14 protein-coding genes are annotated in these 20153 nt (G+C 52.2%); 12 read left to right on the top strand and 2 right to left on the bottom strand.

What is annotated here, in order from left to right; translation table 11 throughout:
• Positions 1-69: 69 nt before the first annotated feature.
• Positions 70-795 carry a biotin--[acetyl-CoA-carboxylase] ligase gene (locus tag QVE43_RS02070; RefSeq protein WP_288004063.1) on the bottom strand — a complete coding sequence of 242 codons (726 nt, stop codon included), beginning with the start codon at positions 793-795 and terminating at the stop codon, positions 70-72.
• Positions 796-893: 98 nt separating this feature from the next.
• Between QVE43_RS02070 and rsfS the strand changes: the two genes are divergently transcribed.
• The 9 genes from rsfS (at position 894) to QVE43_RS02025 (ending at position 8711) form a co-directional block, all read left to right on the top strand.
• Positions 894-1265 carry a ribosome silencing factor gene (gene rsfS, locus QVE43_RS02065; protein ID WP_288004062.1) on the top strand — a complete coding sequence of 124 codons (372 nt, stop codon included), beginning with the start codon at positions 894-896 and terminating at the stop codon, positions 1263-1265.
• Positions 1266-1333: 68 nt separating this feature from the next.
• Positions 1334-3403, top strand: coding sequence for an ATP-dependent zinc metalloprotease FtsH (gene ftsH / locus QVE43_RS02060; RefSeq protein ID WP_288004061.1), 2070 nt, complete (start codon positions 1334-1336; stop codon positions 3401-3403).
• Positions 3404-3415: 12 nt separating this feature from the next.
• Positions 3416-4048 (top strand): LUD domain-containing protein, encoded by a 633-nt coding sequence (locus QVE43_RS02055; protein ID WP_288004060.1) that lies wholly within the window; start codon positions 3416-3418, stop codon positions 4046-4048.
• Positions 4045-4830 (top strand): UDP-2,3-diacylglucosamine diphosphatase, encoded by a 786-nt coding sequence (locus QVE43_RS02050; RefSeq protein WP_051633091.1) that lies wholly within the window; start codon positions 4045-4047, stop codon positions 4828-4830. Before QVE43_RS02055 ends, QVE43_RS02050 begins: the two co-directional genes overlap by 4 nt.
• Positions 4808-5620 carry a hypothetical protein gene (locus QVE43_RS02045; protein ID WP_288004059.1) on the top strand — a complete coding sequence of 271 codons (813 nt, stop codon included), beginning with the start codon at positions 4808-4810 and terminating at the stop codon, positions 5618-5620. The genes QVE43_RS02050 and QVE43_RS02045 overlap by 23 nt, the downstream gene beginning before the upstream one ends.
• A gap of 55 nt (positions 5621-5675) precedes the next feature.
• On the top strand, positions 5676-6074 hold the full coding sequence (locus tag QVE43_RS02040; RefSeq protein WP_038029410.1) for a T9SS type A sorting domain-containing protein: 399 nt from the start codon (positions 5676-5678) through the stop codon (positions 6072-6074).
• A 7-nt stretch (positions 6075-6081) separates the two neighbouring features.
• Positions 6082-6657: a sugar transferase gene (locus QVE43_RS02035; RefSeq protein WP_288004058.1), complete on the top strand. Its 576-nt coding sequence runs from the start codon at positions 6082-6084 to the stop codon at positions 6655-6657.
• A complete protein-coding gene (locus QVE43_RS02030; protein ID WP_288004057.1) occupies positions 6644-7774 on the top strand; it encodes an aminotransferase class I/II-fold pyridoxal phosphate-dependent enzyme in 1131 nt (376 codons plus the stop codon). Before QVE43_RS02035 ends, QVE43_RS02030 begins: the two co-directional genes overlap by 14 nt.
• 64 nt (positions 7775-7838) lie before the next feature.
• Positions 7839-8711 (top strand): nucleoside phosphorylase, encoded by an 873-nt coding sequence (locus QVE43_RS02025; RefSeq protein WP_288004056.1) that lies wholly within the window; start codon positions 7839-7841, stop codon positions 8709-8711.
• A gap of 147 nt (positions 8712-8858) precedes the next feature.
• On the opposite strand, the gene QVE43_RS02020 is transcribed toward QVE43_RS02025, so the two are convergent.
• The gene (locus QVE43_RS02020) at positions 8859-12164 is read right to left on the bottom strand and encodes a carboxypeptidase regulatory-like domain-containing protein (RefSeq protein ID WP_288004055.1); all 3306 of its coding nucleotides are present in this window, start codon (positions 12162-12164) and stop codon (positions 8859-8861) included.
• A 214-nt stretch (positions 12165-12378) separates the two neighbouring features.
• Between QVE43_RS02020 and QVE43_RS02015 the strand changes: the two genes are divergently transcribed.
• The 3 genes from QVE43_RS02015 (at position 12379) to QVE43_RS02005 (ending at position 20146) form a co-directional block, all read left to right on the top strand.
• A complete protein-coding gene (locus QVE43_RS02015) occupies positions 12379-14157 on the top strand; it encodes an endonuclease (protein ID WP_288004054.1) in 1779 nt (592 codons plus the stop codon).
• 20 nt (positions 14158-14177) lie between these two features.
• Positions 14178-17756, top strand: coding sequence for a T9SS-dependent choice-of-anchor J family protein (locus tag QVE43_RS02010; protein WP_288004053.1), 3579 nt, complete (start codon positions 14178-14180; stop codon positions 17754-17756).
• A gap of 74 nt (positions 17757-17830) precedes the next feature.
• Positions 17831-20146, top strand: a complete 2316-nt coding sequence (locus QVE43_RS02005; RefSeq protein WP_288004052.1) for a phospholipase D-like domain-containing protein — start codon at positions 17831-17833, stop codon at positions 20144-20146.
• Positions 20147-20153: the final 7 nt, after the last annotated feature.

The following is a 20153-nucleotide window of genomic DNA, read 5'->3' as shown; positions in this document are numbered from 1 at the left end:
AATGGGTGCTTTTAAATAAAAATAAAACCGCTTTTAACAAATCTAATAAAAAAATGAAATATGCCGCTGTTATAAAAACTCTATCTCTTTGATGTCATATAAGCGGGATTGAGCCTTTTCTTTGTGCTCTACAATCAGTCTGCCGTAAGGGTCAATGCCCCGGATAACCCCCTCGAAAATACCTTGTTTGTCGCGGTAGGGCGCCGGTTGGTGCAAGCGCCATAAACGCCGCAGATAAGACTGCACGAGCTGTTCGCTTTCGCCATTCCGCAATTGCTCGTAGCGGTTGAGCAAGCACCGGCGTAGTTGTGAGTGCAGGTCTTCCAGCCGGTAAAAGCGCCCCGTGATTTGATGCAAAGACACGGCGCGGGGCGTTTCAAAGTGTGCCTGGTTTACATTGAAACCCACACCAACCACGGCCGCCTTAATGCCCTGCTGCAACACGCATTGCACCAAAATGCCACTCAGCTTGCGCTCTCGATACAACAGGTCATTTGCCCATTTGATGGCAAGCGTTTCGGCAGGCAGATAAAGGGCTGCAAAGTCATATACTCCCAGGGCAGCCACTATGCTCAACATAAACTGGCGGGCAGGGGGCAAAAAAGAGGGGTGTAATATCAAAGAGGCCGTAATGTTTAAGCCGGGGGCAGCCTCCCAATGCGTGTTCATCTGTCCCCGCCCGGCGGTCTGACAATCGGTGTAAATGTAAGTCCCTTCTTTAGCTTCCTGCTGTTCAATGAGTCGCAGGGCTTCGCTGTTGGTAGAACGACATTCTGGCAGGTAGATGTATGACATATGGGCGTATGCAGGCTTTATGGCATTAGGTTTGTGAAATGCTTTTTTATACTTTTGTGTTTACAAAAGTAAAGAAGTATTATAAATAGGAAAGGCGCATGAGCATAAAACCTGTGGATGTAAATTCTCAAACACTCTCTCAACTCGTAGTAAAAGCACTTCAGGACAAAAAAGGCGAGGACATTGTGATTTTAGACCTCCGGGGCATTGCGCAAGCAGTAGCCGATTTTTTTGTGATTGCCACAGGCTCTTCCGACACGCACCTGCAGGCGCTGATGGATTCGGTAGAAAAAACAGTAGCACAAGAAGCCGGACAAACCCCTTGGCACATTGAGGGGCGGGAGCGTAAATTATGGGTACTGATGGACTATGTAGATGTGGTTGTGCATCTCTTCCAACGTCAGACCCGTGAGTATTATGCTCTCGAAGAGCTATGGGCCGATGCACCCACTACTTTTGTAGAAGACTAAGCTTTTACCACGGATTTTACAACCATTTCCGTTTATAAGTGGTTTTTTAAGTAAACAATTGAAAATCGATGCAAGACAATCAAAGAAAAAACAAACCCGGTCGTCCGAATGGAGGCATGCAGTTCTGGTGGGTCATGTCCTTCATCCTTGGCATTTTACTCATTACCTATCTGTCGCAAGGACCGGCTACCGTAGAAGTAACCTATTCCAAATTTGAACAAATGCTTCGCGAGGGCGACCTCGTGGAAGTAGTGGTGATATCGAACGAAAAAGTAGTAGAGGCTACATTGAGCAAGGAAGCCATTGAAAGCGGCAAGTATGCCAAATTGCTTAAGCAACGCTCGGCTTTGTCTTATGGTGGCCCGCACATACGCTTACGCGTGGCTTCCATCGACAACTTCCTTGAGCGCTATGAGCAGTTGCAAAATGAGCTCCCCCCGGATAAGCGCATCGACTACCGCGTAGAAGAGCGTTCCGACTGGGTGAGCACGCTGCTCAACTGGCTGTTCCTCTTCCTGATGATTTTTGGCTTCTGGTTCCTGATGCGCCGCATGTCGGGTGGCGTAGGCGGCGGCGGACAAATCTTCAACATCGGGCGCTCGCGTGCCGCACTCTTCGATGCCGATAACCGCGTGAACGTTACTTTCGACGACGTGGCAGGGCTCGATGAAGCCAAAGAAGAGGTAAAAGAAATAGTAGAGTTTTTGAAAAACCCTGCCAAATTCACCCGCTTGGGCGGTAAGATACCCAAAGGCGCCTTGCTGGTAGGCCCTCCCGGCACAGGAAAAACCCTTTTGGCAAAAGCGGTTGCCGGCGAAGCAGGCGTACCTTTCTTCTCGCTGTCCGGATCTGACTTCGTAGAGATGTTCGTAGGGGTAGGGGCTGCCCGTGTGCGCGACCTGTTCAAGCAAGCAAAAGAAAAAGCACCCTGTATCATATTTATAGATGAAATTGACGCCATCGGGCGCTCGCGCAGCCGTACATCCATGCCCGGTGCCAACGACGAGCGCGAAAACACACTCAACTCTCTGTTGGTAGAAATGGACGGCTTCACCACCAACTCGGGGGTAATTATTTTGGCGGCTACCAACCGTCCCGATATTTTGGACCCGGCTTTGCTGCGTCCCGGCCGCTTTGACCGTCAAATAGCCATCGACAAACCCGACATCGTGGGGCGTGAAGCCATTTTTAAAGTACACTTGCGTCCTTTGCGCCTGGCAGAAGACGTGGACCCCAAAAAGTTGGCAGCCCAAACCCCCGGTTTTGCCGGTGCCGAAATTGCCAACGTATGTAACGAGGCTGCTTTGATAGCCGCGCGCAAAAACAAAGACCGCATCGACATGCAAGACTTCCAAGACGCCATCGACCGCGTGATCGGCGGCTTGGAGAAGAAAAACAAAATTATTTCGCCCGAAGAAAAACAAATCGTGGCTTATCACGAAGCGGGGCACGCCATAGCCGGCTGGTTCCTGGAACATGCCGATCCTTTGGTGAAAGTGAGCATTGTGCCACGTGGAGTGGCTGCCTTGGGATATGCGCAGTACCTGCCCAAAGAACAATACCTCTATCAAACAGACCAACTGTTGGATGAAATGTGTATGGCTTTGGGGGGGCGTGCCGCCGAAGAAATAGTCTTTGGTAAGATATCGACCGGCGCTCTGAGCGACTTGGAGCGCGTGACCAAGATGGCTTATGGCATGGTGACCATCTACGGGATGAACCCCATCTTGGGACACATCTCTTATTACGACTCGAAGCCATCCGAGATTATGGCTACCAAGCCCTATTCGGAGGCCACGGCACAACTCATAGACCAAGAGGTGCAAAAGATAGTAAGAGAAGCTTACGAGCGGGTGAAAAACTTGCTGCAAGAGCGGAGAAAAGAACTGGAAACGGTAGCCAAGGAGTTGCTCAAGCGCGAGATATTGTTCCAGACCGACCTGGAAGAGCTGATAGGCAAGCGTCCTTTCAATAAACCGACGACTTATCAAAGCTATCTGGAACAAGGCAAGGAAAAAGAAGAGAGTGCCACGCCTGAGGCGCAACAAGATGCCCTCAACGGCAACCAAAAAGAAGATATAGCGACCACAGAGCACAGCTCTTCATCCATAGACAAAAAAGATGAATCATCTTCATAAGCGAAGCATGGCATGCGAGACAAAATCTTAGCGAAGATACGCCAAGCTTTAAAACAGCCCGCAGAGAAGTCCACACGCAAACCGGACTTCTCTGCGTCTGTTTATCATCCCGGCGAAGAAAACGACTTGGCGGTGCTGTTTGCACAAAATTTGGTAAAAGCAGGGGCTAAGTTCAGCTTTTGTATCGATGAAAAAGAGTTTATCAGGGAGTTAAGCCCCTTATTGGAAAAATACTTTGCGGGGGAAGTGTGTGTGGAAGACATACACCTGCAGGAAGTATTGAAGGTGGCAGACTTGCCCTTCAGTAGTGGGCGCCGTGCCCTCATGGATGCCAAAGTGGGCATCACTACCTGCGAGGCTTTGGTGGCCCGCACCGGCAGCGTGCTGGTGTCTTCCCGGCAAGCAGGCGGGCGGGCACTCTCTGTGTTCCCCGAGGTGCACATAGTGGTGGCTTTTACCTCGCAGCTGGTGTATGATTTGGAAGATGCCTTTGCACTCATGCGCAACCGTTACAATCAGCAGCTGCCTTCCATGCTTTCTTTGATTACCGGACCCAGCCGCACGGCCGACATAGAAAAAACCTTGGTGCTGGGGGCGCATGGTCCCATGGCTTTGTATGTCTTCTTGATTGAAAGTCCTGTATGAATACGCAACTGATGCTCGAGCCCGGGAAAAAAGCTTTTTTTGTTTCTGACTTTCATTTGGGAGCCCCTTCCTATGCCGAAAGCCGGAAACGGGAGCAGTGCATCGTGCAATGGCTCGATGAAGTAGTGGCACCCGAAGCACACTACCTTTTTTTGCTTGGCGACCTTTTCGATTTCTGGTTCGAGTACCGGCGGGCAGTGCCCAAAGGCTTTGTCCGTTTGTTGGGCAAACTGGCCGAGCTGAGTGACAGCGGCGTAGAGCTTTGGTTTTTTCCCGGCAATCACGATATGTGGGTAGATGATTATTTTCGCCTGGAATTGGGAATGCATATCCGCCGCCGCCCCCTTTCCTTGCAAATAGCCGGCAAACGTTTCTATATTGCCCATGGCGACGGCTTGGGACCCGGCGATAAAACCTACAAAAAGCTGAAAAAAATATTCGAAAGCCGTTGGGGGCGTTGGCTTTTCCGCCAAATACACCCGGACACGGGCATCGCGCTGGCTTACTATTTCTCTTCGCGTAGCCGGGCACGGCATGCAGCCGAAGACAAACGCTTTCTGGGAGAAGATGAGTGGTTGTGGCAATATGCGCAATCCATAGAGCAGCATACACACCACGACTATTACCTTTTTGGGCACCGCCACTTGCCCCTCGACCTGCCGGTAGGCAACCAAGGAGCGCGTTATGTAAACACAGGCGAGTGGTTGAGCGATTACACCTTTGCGGTTTTTGATGGCGATACTTTAAGTTTACAAACCTATGAGCCCGCGCCGGTTTTATAACTTGCTTTGGCTTTGTTGCCTGCTTGCCTGCCGGGCAGCTGCGCAAGATACCTTGGTGCGCACCGGCAAACTGCCTTTTGCTTCTTTGAGTGCATGGGGGGAAACACGCCCGGGGCAGTTGCTTCTGGTTGACGAACGAGCCAACTTATACCTGTATGACCTGCAGGGGCAGCGCTTGGATGAACAGAGCCTGCCGGTGCGTCTTGCCGTGAATGAGGTGCACAGCAGGGGAGGCGTGCAAACCTTGCTCTTTTCGCTCGATACCCAACAGTTGTTTTTTATCGACCGTTTTTTGCGCCTTACGCGCCAATTGCAAATTCCTTTTACCTTTGGCAACATCACTGCTTTGGCTTGGGCACCCGACGGAAGCGTGCGCCTGTGGGATAGCCAAAGCCGCCGGCTTTTGGCATGGGATATGAGCGCCCCGGAGCCGCAAGAGCTGTATCGTGCCCAAGAAGAGTTTCCGGCGGTGACACACATGCGTTTTGTGCAAAATTATCTCTTGCTTACCGACGAAAAAACATATGTCTTATTCTTTGATTTACTTGGAAATTATATAGACAAAATTTATTTTCGTGAATCAATAGACCGCGTGCTCTTGTGGCAGGAAGGATATTGTTTGCAAGAGGGAAATCGCTTGCGGGGGTGGCGGCTGCCCGACCGGCAGGCGGTCTTCGACGTGCGCTTCCATGAAAATGAAAAAGGCAGGATTGGAAAAATATTGTGCCTTTACCCTGCGTTCTTATCATGGAATGGAACCCACTTGCAATTTTGGCAGTTAAAAAAATAAATGTGGCAAGAAATTTGATATACTAAAAAAATAGAAAAGGAGGTAAACGTCGCTTATGGGAAAATTTTCTACATATCTTTTATTGGTGATTGGCTTGGCCGGCGTAGCACAGGGGGGAGCCATTGTGCGCAAGCATATCGAGCATTTACCTCCGACTTTAACCAACATATGGGTGGAAGAAAGCCCGGAAGAAGCCATCGACATATTCAACCCTATAGACTTCGAAGTACAGGCTATCGGCAACCGCCGTTTTATCGTGCGTTTTTATAACGACACGGACGGCGTGTTTTTGCGCGTGTATGATGTGATTGGCAACTTGGTGTATCAAGAGCGCGTAACCAAAAAAGGCAATTACGTCAAAGAGTTTGACATGTCGCATGCGCGTTCCGATGTGTATATTGTCGAGGTGGGCAATACCAAATACAGCACGACGAAGCGTGTGTTTTTGAAGTAACGCGCCTATGGGGCTTTATGCTCGTTGGGTCAAACCTTTCTTTGACTACACCGCAGCTTTGGCATTGGCAATTCTGCTGATGCCCTTATTTTTTTTGCTTACGTTGTGCCTGACCGTCTATTGGCGGGGCAACCCTTTCTTTTGCCAATTGCGGATAGGCAGGAATGAGCGCCCTTTTTATCTTCTCAAGTTCAAAACCATGCGCCCCGCACGAGCGGGTGAAGACCCCCACGATGAGAGCAGGGCAACGGCCGTAGGGCGCCTTTTGCGTGACAGCGGCTTGGATGAGCTGCCGCAGCTGTGGAATATTTTGCGGGGCGACATGTCTTTTGTAGGACCACGTCCCCTGTTGCCCGAGTATTTGCCTCGTTACAGCCCCGCCGAAAGGCAGCGCCATGCTGTCAAGCCCGGCATTACGGGCTGGGCGCAAATACAAGGCGGCAAAGCCCTGGCTTGGAATGAAAAGATGCACTACGACATAGAGTATGTGCAGCGCCAAAGCTTCTGCTTCGATTTGTATATTTTATGGCGGACGCCCTTCTTTGTGTTGCGCCAATGGATGAACCGTCATGAGCACATATGAAATTTATTTGTCGCCTCCGTTCCCTGCCCCCAATACCAAGCGCTATGTGCAAGAAGCCATAGACAGCGGATGGATGGCGCCTGCCGGTCCTTTTCTTAACCGCTTTGAGGCACTCTTGCGTGCTTATCACGGCGTGGCAGCGGTGGCGCTCAACACCGGCACGGCTGCCTTACATTTGGCGTTGAAGGCGGCAGGGGTGCGCGTCGGTGATGCGGTTATTCTGCCTGCTTTCACTTTCGTGGCTACCTACAATGCTGTTCGCTATTTGGGGGCAGAGCCCGTATTGGTCGATAGCGACGCCACCCATTGGCATATGAGCGTGCAGGCTACCGAGCGGGCTATCGTAAGCTTAAAAAAGCAGGGGCGGCGCATAGGGGCACTGTTGCCGGTACACCTTTATGGCGCCATGGCGCCGGTAGATGCTTTGTGTAACCTGGCACAAGCCTATGAGGTGCCGTTGGTAGAAGACGCCGCCGAAGCCTTGGGCGCAAGATGGGGACAACAGCCGGCGGGCACTTTCGGTGTCACGGCAGCCCTTTCTTTCAACGGCAATAAAATCATTACTACTTCGGGCGGCGGCGCTTTTTTGTCGGCAGATGAAGAAGTGGCAAAAAAAGTGCTTTATTGGGCTACACAGGCCAAACAGGCAACAAACGGCGACTGGTGCCACGAAGAAGTGGGCTACAATTACCGTATGAGCAACCTGTTGGCAGCAGTGGGGTGCGCCCAAATGGAATATTTGCCACATTTCATTGAACGCAAGCGCGAAATTGCCGGGCATTACCGCCGTCTGTTGAAGGAAAGCGAGCAAAAAGAGCATATTGTCTGGCAGCCGGTATTGCCCCAAGTGCAGCCTACTTATTGGCTCAACTGCCTGCTGTTTGCCAAGCCTGCCATGCGGGAAGCAGCCATGTGTCGTCTCCGGGAAGCGGGGGTGGAGTGCCGTCGCCTCTGGAATCCCTTACACCGGCAGCCCCTTGCCCGTCAATGTCTGTTTTTTACGGAAGATGACACCGCCACCCACCTCTATGCCCATGGCTTATGCCTGCCTTCGGGGCATGCCTTGACCGAAGCCCAACAAGCGCGCATAGCAGAGCTGATTCAACAAGCTTTATAGCTGCTGCCTGCTTTTGCTCATTGAATGAACTTCTTTTCTTGCGTATCTTGGCAGCAAAAAGCACATGAATATTTCCACTTATCCGGCTTCAGAACTGATAGTCAATCCCGATGGAAGCATTTATCACTTGGGGCTGCGCCCTGAGCAACTGGCCGATACCGTGATTGTGGTAGGCGACCCCGAGCGGGTGCCCATGATTTCCCGCCACTTTGAAAAAATAGAGTACCGCTTACACAAGCGCGAATTTGTGACACATACAGGCAGCTACCGGGGCGTTCGCATGACCGTGATTTCTTCGGGCATGGGCACCGACAATGTCGAGATTCTGATGACTGAACTGGATGCCCTGGCAAATATAGATTTGGAGAAACGGCTGCCTAAGTCAAACCCGCGGCGCCTGCGCATTGTGCGTGTGGGTACTTCGGGAAGCATACAAGCCGGGGTGCCGGTGGGCAGTTTGCTGGCATCGGCAGTGGGCGTGGGTATCGATACGCTCATGTGTTTTTACGACTACGACACCCCAAAAGAACAACAGCTAAAAGCAGCCATGCAGCAGTTGCAGCAACACTTGGCACTGCCTTTTGAGCCTTATGCCGCCCCTGCTTCGCCCGCTTTACTTGAACTTTTTTCCGGCTTGACACAGGGCGTTACGCTTACCTGTCCCGGTTTTTATGCGCCCCAAGGGCGGGAACTGCGTGCGCCGGCGCGCTTGAAAGACTGGGTGCAGCGCCTGCAATCTTTTGAATATGAAGGCTTGCGCCTGACCAACCTCGAAATGGAAACAGCCGGCTATTATGCCATGGCGCAACTGTTGGGGCACGACATGATTTCACTCAATGCCATCTTAGCAGACCGTACAAACGGCATATTCGCAGAAAAGCCCAAAGAAGTGGTGGAGGAGCTGATTGTTTATACGCTCGACAAGCTGGCGAGCTAAATTTTGCCCGGCAGCAGCAAGGCTGAAAGCCTTTTTGTTGAGGGCAATTTCCTGCCTGCCGGTACTCTGTTTATCGAGGCAACTCAAAAAAGAAAAGCGGCTGTCCTTTACGGAACAGCCGCTTGATATTTTTAGCAGAGAGGGGAGTTAGAAGGTGTAGCGAACCCCTACCTGCATACGCCACAGCGAGCTGAAGCTCGAAGTGCCGTATTTGTCAAATTCCAAACGCACTTTGGTTACATTGCCTTGGTCGTCGTATTCCACGGGTACGGCGCGGCTTTGGTTGAAGCGGTAGCGCACGTTGCCGGTGGTGGTGTTATACGAATCGGCAAGCAACACATTGCCACGCCCGAAGCGTATTTGTCCCCATGCCGGGTTCAACAGATTGAATACGTTGAAGATGTCAAGCGTCAGCTGCAGGCGGTGGTTGATGCCCCATGCCTCAGTGTTCAGGTTTTGGGTGATGCGCACATCCAAGCTGTGGTTCCACGGGGCATTGGCGCTGTTGCGCTCGGCAAACTGACCACGACGGTTCTTCAATGAAGGTTCATTTTCTATGAACGCATTGAATGCTTCCCATTGCTCGGCTGCGGTGACCGTATAGCTTACTTCCTGCCCGTTGGCATCGGTAACGGTGGTGGTGTAGTCGGTAAATTCTATTTCGTTGGCATTGCGCGGTATGTAAATCAGCTCGTTGCCAATGACACCGTCGGCGTTGATGTCTTGCAAGCCGCCACTGCCTACGGTGAAAGAGTAGGGGCGTCCCGATTGTGCCGAATAGAACAGGGCGATTTGGGTAGAGGCATGCTTGCTGTAGTTGAAGGTATAGCCGCCGGCAGCAATCAAGCGGTGTTTCAGGTTGTAGTCGCTAAAGCCCAAGGTGGGATTGTTGGGGTCGCCCGAAATGGGGGTGTTGGAGAAGTTCGATTGCGCACGCGAAGCGCCCCCACTGGCGATGGTTTTGGCAATAGAGTAGGTATAAGCCACGTTGGCGAAGTAGTTCTTGCCGTTTTTCTGCAGCTGACCGGTGAGGCTGTATTGATAGCCGCCATCGGTGTTTTCTAGCGAATACACGCCGGTGAATTGATTGGGCGCCACCAATACGGGACCTTGTCCGGGGATGCCGTAAACCGGACGCCCTTCATTGTTGAGTACGCCTTGCTTGCCTGCCAAATTCAGATTGCGCACATACAGGTCGTTCAGCGTTTTGGAGTAGATGAATTCGGCCGTAGCCACAATGCCATAAGGCAGCTCTTGGTCAACGGCGGCATTGAAGCGTGCCACTTGCGGCAGGCGCAAATCGGGGTTGCTGATGTTGATGAGTGAAGTGCCTTGGGTGCCGCCGGCATTGGGTGGCAAATAGTTGGGGTCGGAAATGATGGCATCGCGTTCTTGCGGGCTCAAGCCTTCGAAGATGGTGTTCAAGTCGGCTTGTGCCAGCTGTATGGCACCGAAAGTAACGCCTGTGTTGCTGTATTGGTTCGACAACCACACAAACGGCGGACGCCCGGTGAATATACCCACACCACCGCGCACTTGGGTTTTGCCTTTGCCGGCTACGTCCCAGTTCACGCCGAAGCGCGGCGACCACAAGACGCGGGTTTTAGGCTTTCTGTTGTTGGGAAAACCAAATACTTCTTCGAAGGTGGGGTTGTAGTCTATGTCGTTGACCATGAAGGGAATGTCGGCACGCAAGCCCAGCGTCAGGCGCAGGTTGGCAGTGGGTTCATAGGTGTCTTGAATATACACGGCCGGATTGATAGCCCCCCATTGTGCTCCTTGTTTGGGGTCGCCGGTGCGTGAGTATTCTTTTACGTAGAAAGTAGGAACGCCGGACTCGAGGCTGTAGTCAGGAGCCTGCGGGTCGGTGGGCGCAAATACGCTGTTGAAGCTCCACTCGCCGGTAAATGAAGGAATGAATTTGTTATCGAAGAAATAAATCTCTGTTTTGGTACCGGCAAGGAAGGTGTGTTTGCCACGCACATAGGTGAAGTTGTCGGTGATTTCAATGAGGTCTTGCTTGAGGCTGTTCAAGCCGGCAAAGCGGTCGGTGCCTATGATGACCGTGCCGATGCTGCTGTTGGGTACGCGCAATTGTGGGAACGGACGTGCTTTGTTGTCGCGTACGTCATAGATGTTGTTGTAGCCTATACGGAACTCATTGCTCATGCGGTTGTTGAAGCGGCTTTGCAACTCCAACACGGTGGTGTTGGTATAGTTGGTGATGTCATAGCCCGAGTTCGGGAAAGAGAAGTTGGTGCTGCTGCGGAAAATCTCCTGCGAATAGGCATGGATGAAGTTGTGGCGCAGCGTCAGGCGGTGTTTTTTGTTGAGGATATAATCGAAGCGGATAAACGCCTTGTTGTTGTTCTGTATGTTGTCGTAGGCTTGGGTAGGATCGCCGGGGTCATAGCCAAATTTATTGATTACCAACTGGCGCAATTGGTTCAGCTCGTCGGTGAGTTGCTGCAATTGAGCAGGGTCATTGTTTACGTAGCTGCCCAAGTCGAAGCTGTAGGGCTGGGTGCGGCGTCCTATCTCGCCATTTACGAAGAAAAACAGTTTGTTTTTGATGACCGGACCACCCACACGGAAGCCCATTTGGTTGTAGGTAAACTTGGTAACATCTACTTCATTGTCGCCCACTTTGCGCCCTACCATGTCGCTGTTTTGTCCGTAGAAATAGGCAGAGCCTTCCACTTTGTTGCTGCCGCTGCGGGTGATGGCATTCACACCGCCCCCTACGAAATTGCCTTGGCGCACGTCGAAAGGTGCAATCAACACCTGAATTTCCTGGATGGCATCCAGGCTGATGGGTTGCGAGCCGGTGCGCCCGCCGGGCGTGCCTTGGTCGTTCAAACCGAAGACGTCGTTGTTTACCGCACCGTCAATCATCACGTTGTTGTAGCGGTTGTTTTGCCCGGCAAACGAAAGACCGCCGTTGTCTTGCGGTGCAAACTGAGGCGTCAGGCGCACAAAGTCCTGCAAACCACGCGAAAGCGTAGGCATATTTTCCACCTGCTCGCGGGTGATGTTGGTAGAAGCACCGGTGCGGGAAGCATCGAATACCAGGTCGCGCTCGGCACTGATTTCCACGGCTTCCAGCTGCATGTCTTCGGGCACCAGCTTAATGTTCAACTTCAGGTCTTGCCCCAGCTTCAAATAAATATCTTCGAGGCGTTGTGTCCGGTAGCCGATAAAACTTACCTCCACGCGGTAGGGACCCCCTGCCGGCAGGTTTACCAAGCGAAAGGCACCGTTTTCTTCGGTGACGGCTCCGTATTCGGCGCCGGTGGGCAGGTGCATGGCCAACACCATGGCGCCCGGAAGTGGTTGTTGTTGGTCATCGACCACCACCCCGCTCATCGAAGCAGTGGTTACCTGTGCTTGTGCTGCAATGCCTGCCAGAAGCAAGAGGCACAGCGTGCATAAGTAAGTAAACGTTACTTTCATAAGTATTTGATTTTTAGTTATGGCAATTGAACGAATCTACCAAATAGCTTGCAAAGCTACAATATACTTGCCGTAATGCCAAGCTGCTTTATATTAAAAAACTGTTAAAGAAACGCTTAACACAAAGATAATATGGGCAATCGTTTCCCTTTTGCGGGAATGTCCTTATATTTGTAATCCTTTTCCGATGGTTTTATTACATGCGCATTACTTTATGAAGCACCTTTACCGTTCTTTGTTTCTTGTCATCGCAGCTTGCTTGTGCTCAGGCATCGTTTCTGTGGCACAACCTGCCAACTATTATAGCACGGCAGAAGGAAAAACAGGCTACGATTTGAAAACCGCCCTGCACAACATCATTAAAAACCACAACGTACAGAGCTACGGCTCGTTGTGGACCCACTTTCAAAGCACCGACAAAAAGCCCAATGGCAAAGTGTGGGATATGTACTCCGACGTACCCGGCGGCACGCCTGCCTATGAATACAGCTTCGGCGGCAGCAACCAATGCGGCAATTATTCCAATGAAGGCGACTGCTACAACCGCGAGCACTCTTTCCCCAAAAGCTGGTTCAACGAAGCCTCGCCCATGTACTCCGACCTCTTTCATCTGTACCCCACCGATGGCTATGTAAACAACAGGCGCGGCAATTATCCTTTTGGCGAAGTAGCCAATCCTACTTGGGTGTCCACCAATGGCTCCAAATTGGGTCCGTGCAGCTATCCCGGCTATTCGGGCACTGTGTTCGAACCCATCGATGAATACAAAGGCGACTTTGCCCGCACCTATTTTTATATGGCTACCCGCTATCAAGATGTTATCGCCTCATGGGAGCATTACTCAAGTGAAGGCGATGCCGTTTTGGATGGTTCTTCCGACAAAGTATTTGAAGACTGGGTATTGAACCTGCTGTACAGCTGGCATGTGCAAGACCCCGTTTCGCAGAAAGAAATAGACCGCAACAATGCCGTGTATGCCATACAAGGCAACCGCAACCCCTACATAGACCACCCCGAATGGGTGTCAGCCGTATGGGGGCTTACCCAGCCCACGCGTGTGTATTGGGCAGAAGCGGCAGCCATTGCCTACGAAGGGAGCGGCACGCCGGCTACCTACACCGTGGATGTCTTGCTCAACAACGACCTGGCAAACAGCTGCAGCGTGGACATTCAGACCGCAGGCACCGCCACCCTTGGCATCGATTATACCCTCAGCACCACACAACTCACTTTCTCGGGCAACCAAACAAGCCAAACGCTGACCATTACCCTGCTTGACGATGCCATTACCGAAGTCGATGAGACCATCGTCTTGACCCTGACCAACCCTACCAATGGACTGAACCTGAGCCAGCCGGCTACCTTCACCCTTACGCTCAAAGACGTGACGGCACGCCCCGCGCTTCAGTTTGCCAAAACCGCCGACAGCTTTAAGGAAGGTTTTGACTATCCTTTGCTGCTAAGCCTGAGCGCGCCCCTTACCGAGCCCCGTTCCGTTACGCTTAGCATTGAGGGCAGTGCTGTTTATGGCGAAGACTACGAAACGCTGCCCGCTGCCGATGGCAACAGCTTGACGCTGACCCTGCCCGCAGGGGTGCAGACCTATAGCCTTACCGTGCGGCTGAAAAAAGACAACCTGCCCGACGACGGCGAAACTGTCACTTTCCGCCTGGCGCAGCTGCCCGCTGCCTTGCAGGCCGGCACGCAGACCGCTTCGACGCTTACCATTATTGAAAACAGCGAATACATTACAGGAACCACTACCGGGGCTGCCGGGGTGCGCTTTTATCCCAACCCGGCCGGGCGCTACCTTTATGTAGAAGGGCTGCCCGAAGGCGCAGACCTGCAGCTGATCGATGCCCGCGGGCAGATAGTCGAAAGCTGGCAGCATCATGGCAGCCGCCCGCATGCCCTGAACCGTGCCAAAGGCTTGTATTTTATACGCTATATGCACGAGAGCCGCTTCTATACACAAAAAATCTTTGTTGAGTAATTCACCAAAAAAATGTTCTTATGAAACGACAACTTTTACACTCACTTTGGCTACTGCTCCTTGCCCTGCTGTGGGGAGGGCAAAGCCATGCGCAAAACTTTACCGAGAGTTTTGATAACTGCTCTGCCTTGAACACCTTCACGGTGTATGATGTATTGGGTGCACAGACGTGGCAGTGTACCCCCTTTGGACAAACCGGGGATGCTGCTCAGATGAGTGGTTTCTCGGGAGGCCCCCAAGACAATGAAGACTGGCTGATTTCACCTGCTTTGACTACCGCTAATACATCTACACTTTCATTTGCTTACAGAACGAAGTTTCCCGGACCCGATTTAGTAGTGAAGGTATCTACAAATTATAGTGGAGGGGATCCTTCGTTGGCGACCTGGACAGACTTGGTAACGCTTACATCTGACGAATCTGATACTTGGAAAACCCAAACACCCATTGACATAAGCGCCTACGCCGGCAGCAACACAGTTATTGCCTTTGTATATACCTCTTCTACTTCGGGAGGCTCAGCTCGCTGGACCATCGATGACTTTGTGGTAACAGACGCCAGTGCAACAGTCCCTACACTCACCACTTCGGTGAGCAGCTTGCCTGACTTCGGGCAGGTGCAGAACGGGCAGGTATCAGCATCGCAGAGCTATACGGTATCGGGCAGTGACCTGACAGGAGATGTAACCATTACGGCACCTGCCAACTTCGAGGTGTCTTTGGACAACACGAACTTCAGCAGCAGCATTACTTTGGCTGCCGGTACCGATTTTACTCTTCCCACCTTGAATGCCACCACCATCTACGTGCGCTTTGCGCCTTCGTCGGGCATCGACGGGGTAAAGACCGGCAACATCACGCACAGCAGTCCGGGTGCTGTCACGGTGAATGTGGCAGTGAGCGGCGAAGAGACGGGCAACGCTCCTTCTTTTGTGGAGGATTTCTCGAATTGTAATGCCTTGAACACCTTCACGGTGTATGATGTATTGGGTGCACAGACGTGGCAGTGTACCCCCTTTGGACAAACCGGGGATGCTGCTCAGATGAGTGGTTTCTCGGGAGGCCCCCAAGACAATGAAGACTGGCTGATTTCACCTGCTTTGACTACCGCTAATACATCTACACTTTCATTTGCTTACAGAACGAAGTTTCCCGGACCCGATTTAGTAGTGAAGGTATCTACAAATTATAGTGGAGGGGATCCTTCGTTGGCGACCTGGACAGACTTGGTAACGCTTACATCTGACGAATCTGATACTTGGAAAACCCAAACACCCATTGACATAAGCGCCTACGCCGGCAGCAACACAGTTATTGCCTTTGTATATACCTCTTCTACTTCGGGAGGCTCAGCTCGCTGGAGTATCGATGACTTTGTGGTAACCAACGCTTCTGTGACTCCCCCCACAGCAACCCTGACCACTTCGGTAAGCAGCCTGCCTGATTTTGGTCAGGTGGACAACGGGCAGGTGTCTGCATCGCAGAGCTATACGGTATCGGGCAGTGACCTGACAGGAGATGTAACCATTACGGCACCTGCCAACTTCGAGGTGTCTTTGGACAACACGAACTTCAGCAGCAGCGTTACTTTGGTTGCCGGCACCGATTTTACTCTTCCTATCTTGAATGCCACCACCATCTACGTGCGCTTTGCGCCTTCGTCGGGTACCGACGGGGTAAAGACCGGCAACATCACGCACAGCAGCCCGGGTGCTGCCACGGTGAATGTGGCAGTGAGCGGCGAAGAGACGGGCAACGGTCCTTCGGTGGTGCAGGTAGCCAACCTGGCGGAGCTGCGCAGCAAGCCTGCCGATGGCACTACGGTTTACCAAGTCACCGGCGAGGTGGTGCTGACTTATCAGCAGAGCTTCCGCAACCAAAAATATGTGCAAGACAACACCGCCGGTATTTTGATAGATGATCCGGGCTCACAGCCTAAAATCACCACCACTTACAATGTAGGCGACGGCATCACCGGCTTGACGGGTACATTGAGTGTATTTGGTAATATGCTTCAGTTTGTGCCCACCGCCGACCCCGGGGCGGCTACTTCCACGGGCAATGCCATCGTGCCGGTAGATATTACCATGGATGACTTTATCAATAATTTTGAACAATATGAGGCGCGTGTAGTGCGCATCAACGAAGAGGTAACCTTTACTACTTCGGGTACTTTTGCCAACGGTCAGGTGTATGACTTTACCAACGGCACACTGACCGGTCAGTTCCGTACTACTTTCTACGACATGGATTATATCGGTCAGCCGGTACCTTCCACACCTGTTATCATTACGGGTATTTTGAATGAGCGCAGCAGCGGCAAATACATTACTGCCCGCAACAGTGCCGATTTCGAAATTGTGGCACCTTATGTGTATTATGCAAGCACTGCCGGCACGGTCGTGGAAGGCAAGTCGAAGGTCGTGCGTATCGACTTTTCGGAGCCCGCAGCGAGTGCTTCCACTATCGAAATCACTTTGGGTGGTCCGGCAGCAGAAGGTACCGACTACAGCACTACGCCGGCAGCAGCTTCGGGCGTTGTCACACTTTCGGTCAATGCCGGCGACAGCTATGCCGAATTGACCGTGGATGCCCTCGATAATGCCAACAACGATGGCGATCGCAGTGCCACCTTTACCATCACCGCGGCAAGTGGCGGCTTGAAGCTCGACCCCGACCAATCGGTTGTTTATACCCTCACCATTGCCGACGACGAACTGCAAGTGCGCGAAATAGCCGAGGTGCAAACCCTCGACAACATGGGGGTATCTATCTTTGACGGCGCCACCGTGGAAGTGCGTGGTGTGGTGCATGGCATCAACATCAACCAAGTGTCGGGCACTTCTTTGCAGTTTGCCTTGATCGATACCGACCCCTTGGCCGGTTTGCAAGTATTGTACAACGGTACTGCCGATTTGGGGTATGCCGTAACCGAAGGTGATTCGGTACACGTGCAAGGAGTGGTTGATAATGTCGATGGAATGACCGTCGTGGTGCCTTCTTTCATTCAAAAGGTAGGTACCGGTGCCACTATGAACGCCATTGAGTTGGCGGCCGGCACTTTGCTTGAAGAAAAATATGAGTCGCAGCTGGTACGCTTGAACAAGCTGCAGGTAGTATCGGGTTGGGGTGAAGTAGCCAACGGCAAAGACTACTGGGCAGTGGTAGTAACCGACGGCAACCGCGACTACATCATGCGCATCGATAACGACAGTGACCTGTTCGGTACCGAAGCGCCGGCATATACTTTCTCTCTGACCGGCTTGGTGATGCAAGACGACGCCACCGCGCCTTATGATGAAGGCTATCAAATCATGCCGCGCACAGCTGCCGACCTCGAAGCCGACGCTACCACAGGCGTAGATGCCGCTTTCAGTGCGCAGGTGCGGGTGTATCCGAACCCGGCAGCCGGCAACTGGACCGTGGACAACCTGCGTGGGGCATGGGAGTGGACGCTCTACAACCTGCAAGGCGAGCGTGTGGCAGCAGGCAAAGCCGAAGGTGCTACCCGCATGCAAATGAACTTGCCTGCCGGGGCTTACTTCTTGCAAATACGCCAAAATGAGCGTGTGGCAGTGAAGAAATTATTGGTAGAATAGTCTTATTTTTGCTTACCGGCGGCGTGCGTGGGCGCAGCCGCCGGGTTTTTTACCTAAAACGAACAAAAACAACTATGAAACAAAGACTAACGCTTTCTGTTGCACTGCTGTTGTGGACCTGCCTCAGTTACGCTCAAACCGTAATGAGCATAGCTGATGCACGCCAGCAGTCACTGGGTACGGTCGTGACGGTGGAAGGCATCGTTACCAACGATGACACCTACGACAACCGCAACCGCAACCGTGCCATACAAGATGCTACCGGTGGCATTTGGATTTATGCCCCCGGCGATGCTACCCTGCAAGGACTAAAAGAAGGGGACAAAATACGGATTACCGGCGAACTCAGCGAGTTCCGCACCCTTTTGCAGATCGTGAACCCTACTTCCATAGAAGTGCTTTCATCGGGTGAGCCTGTGCCCGCCCCGGTGGTGCTTACCGTCGATGACCTGAACAATGCCGCCGTGGCTGAGCAGTACGAAGGCATGCTGGTGAAAGTGGAAGACGTTATTATTGATACCGGTGACGATGTGTTTGGCTCCGGCTCTTCGGGGCGCAGCTACGATATCGATGACCCCAACAATCCCGTAGCCGGCAACTGTTTCCCTGTTTCTTCCGATTGTGGTCCCGTTTATCGTATCAACCCGGGCAACAGCTTGGTAGGGGTGGAAATAGCCAGCGGCTTGGTGACCCTTTCCGGTCCCTTGGGTTCTTTCGACGGCGTCTATCAAATCGTACCGCGTGGTATCAAAGATTACGAAGTGGGACTGGCAGTAACCAATTTGCAGCAGACAGATGTGTTTACCACCCGCTTCACACTTACCTGGGAAACCAACATTTCCGCCAAGCATACAGTAAAGTGGGGACACCTGACGCTCAATTCTGTAGTAGGGGGTGAAGCTATTTACGACACTACCTTCATCGGTACCATAGAAGGGAACGATTTCGTAAAACAGCACAGCGTGGAGGTAACCGGCTTGTCACCGGCATCGTTCTATTTCTTCAGCATACTCAACGAAACAGAGGAAGGCAAAAAGGTAACTGTATATGATTTCTTTGCCACGGCTTCCGAGTCTGCCGGCACCATCCGCGTGGTATTCAACAATGCTGTAGATACCCAACTCAGCCGGGGCAGCGAGGCAGAAGTGAACACCAAGATAGATAACCTGATTGCCTCTTATATCGATATGGCGCAGGTGTCGGTAGATGTGGCCATGTACAACGCCAACACGGCCGGTGCTTCCAAAATTATTGACGCTTTGAACCGGGCATACCAGCGGGGTGTGCAGGTGCGTTATATCTATGACCACAGCCGTACCAACTCCGCTTTGAGCAACCTAAATGCCGGCATTCCCCGTTTGGGCGACAACAGCCGCACCGACGGCATCATGCACAACAAGTTTGTTGTGATTGATGCCGACAGCCGCACCAACAGCTACGTCATCACCGGTTCGGGCAACTGGACAGACAACAACCTCTTCGACGATCCCAACCATTTCCTCTTTATTCAAGACCAAACCTTGGCGCGTGTGTATCGTGCCGAGTTCGAAGAGATGTGGGGAAGCAATACCGCTACCCCCGATGCCACCAAGGCACGCTTTGGCTCTCAAAAAATCAAAAACACGCCTTCGCAGGTGATGGTGGGCGGTAAAAAGGTGGAGGTGTATTTTGCACCTACCGACAACACCAAGTCAGCCATTCAGAATGCCATTTACTCTTGCGATAACGACCTGCGCTTTGCCTTGTTGCTGATTACCGACAGCGACTTGGCAGCCGCCATCGACTCTATGCAAAATGTGGGTTGGGATGTAAAAGGTGTGGTGGACGACCGTGACGAAGATACCGGACAGCCGGTAACCGGCAGCCGGGTAAACTGGCTGACTGCCCACAATGTAAACGTACAGCGCTACAGTTTGCTCAATGGCGACCAGCTACACCATAAGTACCTGATTGTAGATGCGGCGCGTCCTTCTTCTGACCCCCTGGTGGTGGCAGGTTCTTATAACTGGAGCACATCGGCCAACACCATCAACGACGAAAACACCTTGATTATCCACGACGCAACCATTACCAACCACTTCTTGCAAGAGTTTGGCGAGCGTTACTTCGAAGTGGCCGGCATCCGTGATACCTACCTGACGCCCATCGAAGAACTGCAAAACCAAGCCGTGGAGGTGTATCCCAATCCGGCAAAGGATTATTTCATGATTCAGAACCTGCGCGCCGGCGCCCGTTTGATGCTTTACGACATGAAAGGGCGTGTGCTGTGGACTACTACCACAACGGCAAACAGCCTGCAGGTCGATGCCGCCTTGCAGGATGGCTTGTATCTGCTGCTCATAGAGCAAAATGGCAAGCAGCTGATTCAGAAAATCATGATTCAACGCTAAGCATAAA

The organism is Thermonema sp. (assembly GCF_026003375.1).
Classification (GTDB): Bacteria; Bacteroidota; Bacteroidia; order Cytophagales; family Thermonemataceae; genus Thermonema; species Thermonema rossianum.
This window is presented reverse-complemented; position numbering and strand designations above follow the sequence as displayed.